At 40.2% G+C, this 14,775-nt stretch carries 10 protein-coding genes; 1 reads left to right on the top strand and 9 read right to left on the bottom strand.

Features of this window, described 5'->3' with window-relative positions; genetic code table 11:
* Positions 1-178 precede the first annotated feature (178 nt).
* A complete protein-coding gene (locus KO525_RS16340) occupies positions 179-1,447 on the top strand; it encodes an Ig-like domain-containing protein (RefSeq protein ID WP_215964897.1) in 1,269 nt (422 codons plus the stop codon).
* A 344-nt stretch (positions 1,448-1,791) separates the two neighbouring features.
* On the opposite strand, the gene KO525_RS16335 is transcribed toward KO525_RS16340, so the two are convergent.
* From KO525_RS16335 to KO525_RS16295, 9 genes are all read right to left on the bottom strand, one after another.
* The gene (locus KO525_RS16335; RefSeq protein WP_252736557.1) at positions 1,792-3,711 is read right to left on the bottom strand and encodes a sulfatase-like hydrolase/transferase; all 1,920 of its coding nucleotides are present in this window, start codon (positions 3,709-3,711) and stop codon (positions 1,792-1,794) included.
* A 284-nt stretch (positions 3,712-3,995) separates the two neighbouring features.
* Entirely contained in the window at positions 3,996-4,430 is a 435-nt protein-coding gene (locus KO525_RS16330) for a hypothetical protein (RefSeq protein ID WP_215964896.1), read from the bottom strand.
* Entirely contained in the window at positions 4,394-5,851 is a 1,458-nt protein-coding gene (locus tag KO525_RS16325) for a DUF5060 domain-containing protein (RefSeq protein WP_215964895.1), read from the bottom strand. The genes KO525_RS16330 and KO525_RS16325 overlap by 37 nt, the downstream gene beginning before the upstream one ends.
* Before the next feature lie 31 nt (positions 5,852-5,882).
* On the bottom strand, positions 5,883-6,785 hold the full coding sequence (locus tag KO525_RS16320) for a ThuA domain-containing protein (protein WP_215964894.1): 903 nt from the start codon (positions 6,783-6,785) through the stop codon (positions 5,883-5,885).
* Between the two features lie 8 nt (positions 6,786-6,793).
* Complete coding sequence (locus KO525_RS16315; protein WP_252736558.1) at positions 6,794-8,260, bottom strand: hypothetical protein; 1,467 nt, start codon at positions 8,258-8,260, stop codon at positions 6,794-6,796.
* Between the two features lie 19 nt (positions 8,261-8,279).
* On the bottom strand, positions 8,280-9,602 hold the full coding sequence (locus KO525_RS16310; RefSeq protein ID WP_215964893.1) for a cytochrome c: 1,323 nt from the start codon (positions 9,600-9,602) through the stop codon (positions 8,280-8,282).
* Between the two features lie 39 nt (positions 9,603-9,641).
* Positions 9,642-11,510 (bottom strand): TonB-dependent siderophore receptor, encoded by a 1,869-nt coding sequence (locus tag KO525_RS16305; RefSeq protein ID WP_215964892.1) that lies wholly within the window; start codon positions 11,508-11,510, stop codon positions 9,642-9,644.
* Between the two features lie 99 nt (positions 11,511-11,609).
* On the bottom strand, positions 11,610-13,931 hold the full coding sequence (locus tag KO525_RS16300; RefSeq protein ID WP_215964891.1) for a beta-galactosidase: 2,322 nt from the start codon (positions 13,929-13,931) through the stop codon (positions 11,610-11,612).
* 39 nt (positions 13,932-13,970) lie between these two features.
* A complete protein-coding gene (locus KO525_RS16295; protein ID WP_215964890.1) occupies positions 13,971-14,684 on the bottom strand; it encodes a SapC family protein in 714 nt (237 codons plus the stop codon).
* Positions 14,685-14,775: the final 91 nt, after the last annotated feature.

Raw genomic sequence — 14,775 nt, 5'->3', positions numbered from 1 at the left:
TTTTTGTTAACAATACAAACATTTGTAGACGACGAACGCCTTAGGCATTTGTAATAACAAATTTAAGTTTATTCCAAGCACCAACAACTTTGTTTATAGTAAATTGTTAACAAATTGTATTTTTGTTAAATATTCTGATAACTTTAGTACCTCTATATCAACTGAAGCTCATAAAAATATGAACACACTAAACCTTAAAAAATCTCCATTTATCATGTCTATGTTAAGCGCATCTCTGATGTTAGGCTGTAGCTCAAATAATGATGAAAACACGTCTGTAAATACTGTACCGAGCGCACAAAATGATTTGTTAACCGTCGATGCAAATAGTCAAACAGGCTCGGCAAACCAAATTGCCGTATCAAATAACGACGATATTGGTGCTAACGGTAGCGACGGAGATGATTACAGTATTACTCATTATCCCGTTTACGGTGATGTAACTGAAATTTCTGATGGCGTATTTCAATATATTCCCTATGAAAATTTCACAGGTAACGACTCATTCACTTATGCGCTGACCGATGCTGATGGGGACGAAGTAACAGCGACTGTATCAATTACAGTAAACGAAATAGAAACCCAGCTGACCGCAGAGCTATTTAACAACATGGACCCTAGCTTACCGTCTTTTGTATCTATTTCAGATACCACGCCAACAGGAAAGTCTTGGGTTAAACTCGAATCTATGTCAGACGAATTTGATTCTTGGGATAATTCGAAATGGTTCAAATCGTCGTGGAACTATGGCGTCCCGGTTTTTATGTCCACAACAGACGAAAACTCAGGTGTTACCGACGGCAAGTTATGGCTTAAAGCAACATTAAATGAAAGCAATCCTGAAGGGCGTTGGTTCCAAACTGCTCGAGTTCACAGTAAAGCCGAAACTAAATACCCTATGTATACCGAGGCGAGAATAAAAACCTCCCATTTGTCAGCTTATACAACATATTGGTTAAACAATGGAGACAGCAACAACAGAGATGAAATCGACATTATAGAAAATAACTCAAACCCTTCATGTGGATGTAAACCTGAATACCCTTATCAAATGAACTCTCAGTATTTCCAAGCAGATTCAAACAAAGACCCTCAAACCGTTCGTGAACATGGTAACTTTTTGCGTTCAGGCCTGTCGGATGTCAATCCGCTAAAAAATGTGGGTTGGAATGAGGATTACCATATTTATGGTGTGTGGTGGCAAGATGCCAACAACCTGCAGTTTTATTTAAATGGCGAACCAGCAGGAAAAGTCAAAGTCGGTGAGCATTTAGATGGCAAAACGTACGATCGTGAATTTACCAGAGATTTAGAAATAATATTTGATCTTTGGACTAGTGAAGCGAGTTGGGTGGGCGGTCTTCCTAAAAAGTCTGAACTCTCAAACAATGACGTAAATACGGCATATATTGATTGGGTGAGAACTTGGAAGTTAGAAGATCAATAACACAATAATTTAGTAAATGAGATAACTAACAAGCAAATAAAAAAGCTCAGAATTAAAATTCTGAGCTTGTCTTCCTTTCCATTCGCTGATCAACTTCGGCATTAATTTCCGTGTAAAACTGACGTAGTAGTGTTCCAGTGGCCGATAACTACTTTGTGCTTAGGTTTTCGCTTGCTATGTTCAAAAGCTTATTGTATCAATGGGTAAATATTTGGCTTGTAACGTCACTGTGTTGACAATAAGTCAGGTACCGCTGTTCAGCCAGTTATCTCGTTATTAACCCAACGACTAACCAACCCCTAACGGCAACCCTTTCAACTAAATAATTACCCATTAAATAAATATTATTTCCTACCGGCAATTGAAGGAATGAGCTCTTGTGGTATATCGAGCACCTTATCATCCGCACCTTTAGCAAAATTACTGATGTGGTAAGCGTTGGCTTTGCGCCAATCGGCTTCAACACGTCCATCACCCAGCACGATATTACCTAGTTTATTCCTGAACCAGCCCGCGAGTTGAACATAATCGTTTTGATAAGCAAGGTTGTTTTGTTCTAACGGGTCGTTGTCCAAGTCGTATAGCGTCATTTCAGCTTTCTCTGCCGTTGTCGTTAGCGCCCAATCTAACTCTTTACCTAATTGCTCTTCTGTTGCCCAATTATTAAATGGTCGTGTTCGCATTGAGAATCGAAAACGTTCAGAGTGCAGATAAGCTCTTGGTCCCGAAATTACACTTATTTCACCCAATACATAATCGCGTTTTGGTAGCTTGCCACTGTATACATCAAACAAGTTATAGCCGTCTAAATAATCGAATTGTTCTGTGCTGGTATCAACGCCTGCGGCACTTAATACCGTTGGAGCGAAATCAACAAACTCCACTAAGTCTTTATACACTTTACCCGCTGGGATAAGGGACTTGTCTGACGATACAAGGATCGCAGCATTCGCGGTTGATTGCGCCCATGGACCAAACTTGGCTTCGATGCCTTGCTCACCCAAATGCCAGCCGTGGTCTCCTATAGTGTAGATGATGACGTACTCTCGGCCACTGTTTTTACTGTATTCTTTAAATGCTTCAACGGCTTTACCAATTAGGTCGTCGCCGTGAGCACAAAAGGCATAATAGTCTTGAATTACTTTTTGCTTCTCTTCATAAGTCATGCCCGATATGTCACCGGCTTGTTGAATCGCCTGCAGTTGCTCTGGCAACTTATCAGTTTCTGCGGCTGAATAGTCAGGTATGTTGTAGGACTTAGTTTTAAATCTATCTCGAATGGATTTAGGCGGTAAAACCGGCGTGTGTGGCAGATGAAATCCCAATTGCATATATTGCGGTTTATTTGAATTCGCGCCTTTAGCGTCACTGCCCCAACTGGTTTTAAATGCTTTATTTGCATTATCTAAGTAGTTTACAAACTCTTTAACAATATAAGCGTCAACCGTTTTATCTGCAGGTTGTGGATTTTCCCCTGCTAAAATTAGCGATGTATTGGTGCGCGTATACGCACGTAAAATATCAAATTCTTGGTTGGTCACTTCTCTTTCAGCTAAATCTCGTTCAGTAAGCTCACCACCTTTTCTTTTAAGAAAATACTCACGAGTACGACCGTCTGCATAAACAACGTTCTCAGCATAACCGTTCATTACTGGGGAACCATCAACTTCGCCGTACGACGCTTCGCCGAAGATATCGCCTTTGTTATTTGCCTGTAAGTGATGTTTAAAATGCACTTTATAGTCGAACAAACCTGCATCATGAAAACCTTGACCGGGTCCCCACTTAAAAATATAAGAGTCTTCTTTGCCAAAAACAGAGGTTTGATAACCATTGTCACGAATGGTTTGTGACACCGTAGGTTTTACAAAGTCAGGGTTCTGATGAGTCAATTCAAATGCATAATGACCATTTCTAAAAGGATAACGACCTGTCAACATCGAGCCCCTTGAAGGCCCGCACACCGGCGAGTTCGTGAATGCATTAACAAATAGCGTGCCCTCTGCAGCCAACTTATCAATGTTTGGAGACTCTACATACCCTAACGGGCTCTCGTTGGTACCGTACATTACGCGATTGTATGCACTGACCGAGTCTGGTCGTTGATCGTCTGTAATGATCCACAATATATTGGGTTGCTCTTTTTCTTTTTGGATTGCTGTTTGACTGTTCGTTGCAGTCTGTGAGCTATTGCAGCCAGTCATTACGGCAGTGAGCAAAATAAATATCATTGAAGAGGTGATTTTGTAACTTTTTCGTTTCATAAAATATACTCAGGTTAATGTTCTAATTTTTGTTTTAACTCTTAGTTTGCGAATACAACAAACTTTAATGTTCACACGCTATATCGGAATAATTATTAAGCTCTTTTAAGGAGCGATCATGAGCACCTTTGGCAAAATTACTTTTGTACGTATCGTTTTGTTAATTCCAATCCACTTCAATTCTTTGATCTCCCAAAAAAATGTTTTGCGTTTTATTTCTCAAAATAGTGGTAATAGGATTGTAAGTATCCTCATACACAACCTGATTGCCCTATTGACTTACATTACTGCTGGATTTTACGAACCAAAATCACCCAGTCTTTATCTGGATTGTTTGGTGCAGCGCCTAAATCTTTTTGATGTCGAACCCAAAAGTGTTTAAATGGCTCGTTTTGTAACAATTGAGTTACTGAGCCTTGTTGTAATTCACCACCGTTTCTTGGGTCATACCATGACACACTATAATTCGCAGGCTCCCCGGGTAATTTAAGCGAAACACCTGCTGATGCATCTTTGGTGTAAACAACATAAAATTCATTATCTTTGGCTAACACCCAAGCGTTTGTAGCCCAATCATCTTTGTTGACGGCATTAGGTAAATCTAAATTGGTGATGTTAAAAAAGTCGATAGCGTGTTTGGCTTGCGACCAAAAGTTATCTCTGGTTCGCCAATCTTGCGCGGTTAAATCCGAGTGTTTATTTTTATACCAAAGTACCATTCAGTGCCCCACGCGCCTGCGGTTAATGCGCCCCATAAACCATTTGAACGCGCATCAAAATGTTCAGGGTTTAGTGCATCAGAACGCAAAGCGTATTCAGCGTCACCGGGCTCATCTACTGCGATAGCCAATGGTCGGCCATTATTAACAGGCCAATCTCTGAGACGTTTAACCGCACCATGAATTTGTGAAAAATCGGGTGAGGAAGTTTGCACTGAAGCGCCTGTGTATTGGCTGTTGTTGGCTGCTATATCATGAAAGTATTGACCATTGTGTATGACTCTGTGGTGTTGATACGGATCGGTTTGTTTAAAGTACTTAGCCATTGCCAACCGCTGGATGGTGGTTTGTGGTGGTGTTGGCGGATTAGGATGCCATTCACCATTTTCTTCCCCTAAATTCCAGTTAAGCGCTAAGTGATGTCCAAAGCGTGCTATTAGTTCGCGGTAATAAAGCTTGCGTTCAAGTCCCAATCCACCATTGTCTAATAGACCCTGATTTTCCACTTCTTGTGTCTTAAAGTGTAAAAACAGACCTAACGATTGAGCATGTTCAAACACAATTTCCCACTGCGCCAATTTCGACACATCAAAGCGTAAAAAATCTTTATTATCGACATAAGGAAATACATTTTGATCGTCGCCAACAATATTAAGCGTTAAGAATGAAATCGAGTTCATGCCTTTGCTGGCAATATAATTAAGTGCGCCGATCAGCCCTTTGCCTTTTTCAGATTTGAACGTAGGGTCCCCCTTTTGCCAGTCTCGAACATGAGGTTGCCAGGTTTTGACTAAATTATCTTTAAACCCATCGTTTTTAAATCCGCCATCAAAATCAGCGTACGACAGCAAATTTTCAGGAGAGTCAGGTCCTGCTTTTATAAAATATCCACCTTGATCCGCAAACCTTAAATAGGGCTTATTAACATATTGTAGACGGCCGTATGCTCTAAAATCTGGACCTCGTTTGTCCGTGGCATTTACTTCAAATGAGCCAGATTGCCCATCCATAAAACCAGCACTCAATCCTGTTTTATTGGTTTTCGCAACGGCAACATAATTACCTTTAATAAAGCTCGCCTTCCAATTCCATAGCCCTATTTCATCTGGACTGAAGTGCACACGCCACTTATTGCCTGAATCAGCACTGGTATTTTCCGCATTCCCATCTGCGGCAAAATACCCGGGAACGAGGTAAGTAGCTTTGGTCTTTGAATGGGTAAACAATACGTTCAATTTATAGTTAATAAACGGATTGTAGTTATCCTGTTCCGATACATTTGGCCCAGCAAATTCAAGAGTGATCTTGTGCCATTTTTTCAGCTCACCTTGAACTGAAACTGGGACTTGAGCGATGGAACAAAAAGAAAATAACGCTAATAAACCATACAAACTCATCGATAGTGTCATGTTGCGAAACATAGAAAACGCCTTTAACTTAGTTATTCAAGCTTTACTCTAAACCTGCTGCCCAGCGAGTGCCTTTTGCCAGTATCGACATAAAGGTTGTGTCTTGGAATGCCGTCGAATCATGTCCAAGGGTCGTATGAAATACTCGGCCCTTATGGTATTTAATGGTCATAAAGACGGGTTCATTCCGTCCAAAACCATTAAATTTTTTATCGTCGTAAGCCGTGGCTAATATGGTTAAATTTTCCGCAGGACCTCGCAACCGGTTATATAACTCGTCTTTACTGTGACGCCAACTCGTTGGTAAATCTTGCATAATTGGGTGGTTTTTGTTTCTCACTTGAATATCAAACTCATGTTGATGCCCATGACCTCCACCATTACCCGGTGTCATATCCCTTCGTAATTCGCCAGCGTCGTCGAAATAGAGGTAAGGGCCATCTTTCTCAGTACGACCACCCCAACCACCTAACCCAATCATTTTGTTATATTCACCCCATTGAGGAAACGAATTGTTCGCCGCGTGAACAGTGACAAAACCACCGCCATTTTTCATATATTGCTCAAACGCTAATTGTGTTGATTCTGGCCAAGGTGCTGCTTGCCAACCAAAATTGGAAATCACAACATCATAGTTTAAAAACGTTGGACTGAATGTAGGATCATGTTTAGGTTGTTTAGAAGCTTGATGTGTTCTGCCATCTTGAGCTGGAAATTTGGTGATTAAGTCTTTTCCCATCCAAGTGAATTGGGTGCGATAAATATCAACCTCGAATTGCCCAATGCTCTCCAAGTACACTTTCATCATCTGGGTTGTTTTTGGCCAGATAGCATGGTTATTTTGGCCATCAATAATCAGTACCTTTAGCTTAGGTTCAGCTTTATTAATCACCGAGCAACTAAGCAAAAAATAACATAGCACTAAAGGCATTAATTTTAGTTTCATCACGGCTTTTACTTACGTAGCTGATTCAGGGTGTAATACACTTTTTCCACGCTCACAGACCGTCCTTTGACGTCTCTTAAACCGGGAAAATCAATTTGTATTACTTTGTCGCTTGCCAAAGGCATCTGAACATAGATTGTTTTGTGGTCTTCAGACAAGGTAACCTTATTAATGGTTAAAGAGGTTAAATCCACCTTAGGGGAACCATAGTTACTAGAATAATGGTAATGCCAAGATTGGGCACTGAGACTTTTAGCGGTAACAGACTCAGGGTTTAGCGCTTCAGTAAAGGTTAGTTTAAAGCCCTTTTTCGTGAGTTTGATGTCCAGCAATTCAAATGGATTTGTTCCGTCCCATACCACTTTTTCCAAGCCAAATGGTTTACCACCTTGAGCGCCCCAACCTCGTGCAGTTTGTCCTATCCATAACTGACCATGAATATCAAACTCAGCCCTTATATTGCCACTTTGAAATTTATTCATGAAGTTAATAACAGCTCCTTGATATTGGCCGTTCACTTCATCTAATAAGACTCGAAATACATTTGATTGGGTTTGGTCACCTATAAATATTTGCCCTTCAAACGGGCCAAATTTTCCTTCAGTGGTGTTCCACTCTGGATTACCTGGTGAGTTGGCGACTTCAACATGAGGTATCCAAACCACTGGCTTTTCACTCATAGCGCTTAGTGTGTCTAAGGGTAATGCTTTTACACGCTCTTGAGTAAATCCGTCGATTTCAATTAACGATACGGGGTGACCATAAAACTTATCTTGTTTTAATAAATGCATTTTAGAGGTTGGTACCCAATCCCCTTGATTATCCGTAAAAAACACTTCCCCTTGAGGGCTAGCACCTATACCCGCAGGCGAGCGTAAACCGTGAGCATAAGGCGTATATTTCCCTTCCTTGTCTACTTTAAAAGCAAAACCTCGATTCCCGCCTGTCGTCCCCATCGCGCCCATTCTGAAAGCATCAGGGTGATTATGACTTAGGTTCAAAGTGCCGTATAAATTCCCTTGTTTATCTTTTACTGGACCAAAGGTAAATTCATGATAGTTGTCGTGAAACGTCCATTGGTTCGCTACTGGTATATAACTGTCAGCAACACCATCATCATTAGCATCAACTAAGCGAGTTAGCTCTGGTTTTTGTGCAACGAGAATAGAACCATCTTCATCCACTAATAGCCCCGTTGGTTCATGCAAACCTTCCGCAAATTTAGACCAACTATTATTTTTTAAATACCAAACTTCCCCCAATCGAGTTGCCACCCAAATGACACCTTCTTTGTCGCTGTCTAAACCGGTCGCGTGAAAACGAACATCTTTTGGCGTTTCAACGGTAATGATCTTGTAGCCGTCTGGTTTATAAGTATGTTCTGGTGCTTGCGCGGCATTCGCAGTGCCTATTGTCAAAACACTAGAGATAGCGAAAGCAGTTCTAAAAAATTGTTTTATGAATACGTTATTCATCTTAATTCAACCCCAATAGTTATTGTTTTATGACTGCTTTTAGCAATACTTGTTGTTCTTTATTTGGCATTGCATCAAAACCGTTTTCTACTGTTTTACCGTTATGATCTTGCCACTGAATAGAGTCAACCTGAGGCAGTGATAAACGTAAGTTTTTATGACCCGTTAACTGCCAATAGAAAGAAATTTCCTTCGAGCTGTTGCTTTCTCCCCAGAATTGATAGGTTTCATTTTGTATTTGAAATTTAAAAACAGGAACGTCATTAAGGGTGGTATAGCCCAAATACTTACAAGAATGAGAAGGCTCAAATTTGATTTGTTTAGGATATTTAAAAACTAAATCACCAAGAGGTAAACTTGGGAAATCACCGCGACCATCAATGTTTGGACCTATATTCAACATATCACCCGACCAAAGGCCGACAATAGAGCAAGATTTAGTATTAAAAGCGTAATTTATTTTTGAAGGTAACCCTACCGAAATAGTATAGGGCGGTAGTTCATTGATTCGTTTTCGTTCAACAACGGCTTTATTCGACGCGGTTATCTCGTAGTTTTTTCCAGCCATGATTTGCTCTGCTCGACTAGATAAAGCAAACAATTTGATGGTCATATCTAGGTTAGTAACATAGACAATTAAATTTCGTTGACCGGGTTTTGACGTTCCAGAATGGTAAGTTACCTTAAGTCGTTGCTTGCCTCGTTTTAAACCCCAAGTTGGAAACCACGCCGTTCCGCCTTTATGCACTTGTAACCCATCAATAAATACATTGTATTCATGAGGGAAGCCCCATTGGAGCCAAAGTTGCGAATCCATATTTTTTGGGGCGTAAAAGTCACCCTCAAACTCTATGAAATAATGTTCAATTTCAGGAATCGAATAATCCGCAAAACCTTTAGGTAATGAGCCTGATTTCACTAATTTGTCGGCCGTTATTTCTTTATCGTGTTCGCCATTCAACTGATACAACTTGTAAGATAAGTTATCCCATCCCTCTCGCTTAGAAATGACATACGCGACTATCGATTCCAATTGCGACTCGGTAAATATTGCACCAAACGCTGGCATGCCCGCATTAGCAAAACCCGTTTTGACATTATGTAAGATGGCCTCGGGTTTATTACCATGAACCCATTCTGCATCTTTGAGATTAAAACCCGAAGCACCACTTAGATCCTTACTGTGACAAGAAGCACATACCTGCTCAAATAATTGCTGGCCTTGTTTGATCTCAATCGGCGACAAACTTTTTTGCGTGAGTCGCTGATTGACTTCGTTTGCCATCAAGTCACTCGATAAGATCAAAAGCAAAAGTACTAGGTTAAAAACGCCATTCTTCATTAAATATGACACTCCAAAAGGTTAATTACGCATACCAAGTTAAAATACATATTGATATTTAACGCCCCAAGTTTGACGCTCGCCGGGCACACCAACAGCAGTTTGATACTGCTCATCAAAAACATTTGTTAAATAAAAATCCAATAAATGCTTGTCACTGAGTTGCCAAAAAAGCGCTGCATGAAACGGAGAGTAAGCTGACAACTGTTCAACCGAAAATGTACCTGTATGCAAACTAGTTGCTGTCGTATCACTGATATAAGTTGTACTAATGGAGGTAGACAAATTTTTGTTGTGTTGGTAGTTCATAGTTAACCCAGCCTGCCACTCTGGTCGGCCTGTTAATAATGCCCCTTCTTGGGTTTTAGTATGAACATAGGTGACGTGACCCGACATCGACAGCTGTGTTGTCAATTCGTGTTCGACAATAACTTCTGCACCAGCGCTGCGAATATTCGAACGATTGACTAAAGCGAACGTTTGCCCATCAAAATCGATTAGATTTTCATATTCATAACTAAAAATAGAGGCACTCAAGCTTGATGAGTTAACGAACCATTCAAGTCCTAAATCGGTGTTGAATGCTTCCTCTGGCTCAAGGTCCATGTTGCCGATTAAGTTATTACTTAGTGCATATAAACTGGGTTGTTTAAATGCAGTGCCAACATTAATATACCCTCTAATATTAGGACTCCAGTTATAATCAGCGCCTAACTTCCAAGTATTTATACTCTTAAATTCATTGCTATAGTCATGTCGAAAACTGGCAAATAAACTTGCACGGGCAATTTTCCAATGGCTGTCTATAAAAGCCGCGAAGTTATCTCTTGTTAAATCGTAAATGGTTGGCAGTTCAGACCCAAACAGCAACATCTGCCCATCGGTTTTGCCTTGCTCGCTTTTAATGTCTATGCCAGCGGTGAGTGTATTACTTCCTAACAGTAACTGATTCAACCAGCGCACTTTAATGTACTCATATTCGTTTTGACTTTGCGATGGTGGCGCATTGTCATAAGGCTGTATGCCTGGTGAAGTAATATTATCTTCCGCTAAATAATATTCAGCTTGAACACCCAATTGGTATTCGGGACTCACCTTCTGGGTATGACGCACCGCAGCAGTTATTGATTTACCATCTTTGTTTTCTTTGTCTGTATTTACGGCATACATGGCGCCACCACTTTGGTCCGCATAACCTTGCTGACGATAACGACTGTGCCTTATGTTAAAACGCGTTGTAGAGTCATCAAGCAAGTTGACTTGATGATGAATGCTAAATTCTGCGGCCCTTAACTTGTTTCCGTTGGGCTGAACATCAGTGGTTGTGTAATTTGCCGAAAGCGTGCTGTTTTGGCCGCCAACTGCGATTGTCGCAATTTTTTTTCCGTGTTTTGAATAATGAAGGCCTACTGTGCGAACGTCATTAGATGGCTCAAAAGTAATTAAATTTATCACTCCGGCAATGGCATCGGAGCCATAAATTGAAGATTGAGCACCTTTAATGATCTCAATTCTTTGGATGATATATTTGGAGACTGAATTTAAATCAAAACTACCACCACGGCTGTCCATTGGGTTATTGACTTGCACACCATCAATTTGCAAGATGACAAAATTGGTTTCGGCCCCTCGAAGGAAAATTTCTTGCACCATTCCAGACGATTTTGTTGTAATCCCGGGTACTTGCGCCAAAAGATCTAACGCTGACGTCCCCTGCATTTTATCGATTTGATGTTTCTCTAATACAAATGTCGAGCTAGGCATTTGATTCGACCGAACCGGATTAAAGTTAGCAAAAACTTCTATCGTTTCTATGTCATTTGGTTTGCCTTTTTCAGCACCCGTTGCTTGAGCAGAATACCCAGAACAACTTGTGACTACTAATAATATGGCTGTTATGTTACGCAATTCCAATCTACCTCAATACAATTGATTATTAACAAGTTTTTTTAATGACCAAAACACCAGCGACTTACACACGCTAATGTTTTTGTCACTGGCTTAGTGTTAATTTCGTTTATCGTTAAACCGTCGTTGGTATAAATTACGATTTACTTCGCTCGCCGCATCTACGAGCGGTTGATACGGAATGTCGGTCACCGAGACAAAACCGACGTTGTAATTTTCACCGTCAAGTGCTCGCCCAGTAAGTGGCGAGTCAATGTATTGGAACCAATGTGTGCCGACAAAATACGGGTTATCAATCGCACTGTTGACGTATTCAGCGTATTTTTTACCTCGATCTTTTTGGTCGCTTGCGTGAATGAGACCCGGATTGAGCAGGCCAGAATCTAAGGAACCATTATGAAATTCACCAATGATTGTTGGTTTATCAACTTCAGCTAGAAATTGCCAAAAATCATCATTTATCACTTCTTTGTAATAGTTATAACTTACGACATCCGCGATTTCAGCGGCTGCCTGACGTAACTCTGGTGTCATCCCCCAGTCGGCAAAACGCACGCCCATATATAAGTGATTTGGCATATATTGTTCCATCGCCTGATTTACAATGACAAAATATTGTCGACCAAATTCGTACAACATCGTTGATAAGTCAGCAACAATATTATCCGTTAGCGTTTGTAACTCAACGCCACTATCAAACTCAGACCATGACTCAAAATTGGTTTGCCAACTTTGATTTAAGCCTTCAATTGTATTGTATTGTTGTTTCATCAAGCGGCTAAAATGGGCCTTACTTGGGCTGTTGTTACTATTCAGTGCCAACGCGCTCAATGGGATACCATATTGACTTTTGTGGCTTCCCATTTGTCCCCAACTCTTTTCATTATCGATAAACACACCAACACACCAGGGAGAGTTTTTGACTTCTTTCGCAATCTGCTCAACGGTAATAAAGGCGCGCGTTTTGAACTTTGGATCAAATGGGTCTGGTAGCGGCGACCAATAGTCATTGCCACTGCTAACAGTTTTAAAGTCACCAATTATCCATCCGTTGGCAAAGTACGGATATTCCGCCATGTCGTAAAAACTTGGGTCAATCCAGTTACCAAACGAGGTAAAGCCCCAATTTTGCATTCGTTTAATGGTGGTCTCGCGCCATGTACGTTCGACTTTATCCATGTCTTTCATTTGATATTTTCGACTTAAATTAGCTTGATAAAAACTGAAGGTTTCGCCCTTTTCAATTACGCCACTATGTACTTCACGACGGTATCCAAAGTATTGCCCTAACGTGGAATCATACTCAGGTAACCAAGTGAACATATTTGCTCTAAGGTCAGAAGTTCGTTTACGTGTAGGCCATGCTTTCGCAGGTGCCGTATTTAAACCAATTGAATCTTCTGGAGTTAAATCACCAGGGTCGCGAGGTTTAATGTGTGTTGGGTCGAAATCATAACCGGTAATTGTCGTGGTGTTTGCCATACGAACGTTGGCAATTCCGTTGGAATAAAATAAATAGCCTTGTGGGTCTACAAGTGTCCACTTGCCCTGATATTTATCCACTCGATAAAAACCTGTGGCAGGAAGTTTGGGGCCAGACTTCCAGCCATTAAATTTCGATCTATCGAAGTTTGCAGCTTTGTTAAGCCGTTCAATTTCTTGTTGTGATTTTTTTACTAACTCAACGTCTGTCGAAACTTTATTGGCAAATTCAATTTTTGTGCTTTGACCGTACTTGTCTACTAAACCAACTAAGTAATCTTGATCAATCTGTTTGGGTTCGACTAATTCGACATTATCAAAATGCAAAATTTTATTTTCTGGAACACCAATCACTTTAAAAGAAATACTGGCTACATCCGTTAAATCAATATTCTTTGAACCATACCGCCAAATTATTGGTTTATATTTATCTTGCCAACTAAATGGGTTGCTACGAATACCGGTTTCAATGTTTAAGTCAATTCCGGCAAGTTCCATTACGTATTTGTCTGATGAATTAGCAGGTACCACAAAGCTACGGTTATGCCTCGAACCATGGGAGTCTTTAACAGTCACGTATAAATGTACCGACGAGTTTTCTGAGTTACTGATATCTAGCGCGACACCAAATGCATTAAACTTTGACCAATTCCATTTTTCAGTAGGGACAAATTCCACCATTGACTCATGGTTATGAGCACTTAAAAATTCAATCTTAGCTGCCTGACTATGATTTATATGGCTTAGTGTCGCCAAAGCGTTGTTTAATTTTAATTGTCTAAGTTCTGCATCTGACTCAAAATTAAACAGGGTTTGCGCAGGCTTTGGCTCAACGGAGTCTTGATGTTTACTTTGACCGCAACCAGTTAATAATATAGGAATAGCGATCAGGGCAAATGCAACTATAGAAATGTTTGTCGGTGTCTTGTTAATGTTCATTTTTGTGTTCTTCTTGCTGAATTCCAAGCTGGTTACCGGCTATTTTTCGTTAAACCAATTAATTAATTTTTGGAGATGTACGGAAGAACTCAAAACCAAATGACTAACTTGCAATAAACCTGATTGATGACACTTCTCTAGTTTTTCACCGGTAAGTGCAGTCAGTTTTTCCTGATCAAATACGTATAATCCCGTCAAGCTAGTTTTTTGATCATTAGGTAAATCAATGTCGAGAGAAACTTGTTCTAACAATTCTAAATCAGCGGCAAGCTGCAACAAATCTGCACTGTACTTACTACCACCCATTAATTGGGCAAATGTTGTTTCAATTCTTTTATAGTAATCCGTCGCGTTGCCATCGTCTTCAAATAAGCTTTGCCCGTCATTTTCATTGACCATGGCGCTGTTAAGATCGATTGCAATTGAACCTTTAGCTGGCTTGCTAGGGTCGGGAATAAATGCGTGGAATGGTTTACGTAAAATATCTAGTGGCAGAAATTTCGCCCGCCATTTTTCACCGTCTAAATAGAGGTTTTCACCACTATGTAACCCTAAAATAGCGGTTAATTGATACTGCTGTGTTTGCTGGCTTTTGCTAATAAATATAGGGTATTCATGAACTAAAGTACTAAGTTCACCTGCCACGACAACACAGGCATTCACTTTGTTTTCAACTACATTAACTTGCTGCGTGTTAATTTTTAGATGTTTATGCGCTTCTGTATTAACTAATTCATATTGTTGTTTTGGCATTTTGATCTTTACTCACGTTTTATGAGATGACTTCATCTATTAAATTTATATTCTTTTATACACCCTTTTACAATTGTTAACAATTATCAAT

The organism is Psychrosphaera sp. B3R10 (assembly GCF_018861025.1).
Lineage (GTDB): Bacteria > Pseudomonadota > Gammaproteobacteria > Enterobacterales > Alteromonadaceae > Psychrosphaera > Psychrosphaera algicola.
The sequence above is the reverse complement of the archived record's forward strand: the minus strand, read 5'-3'. Positions and strand labels throughout refer to the sequence as shown.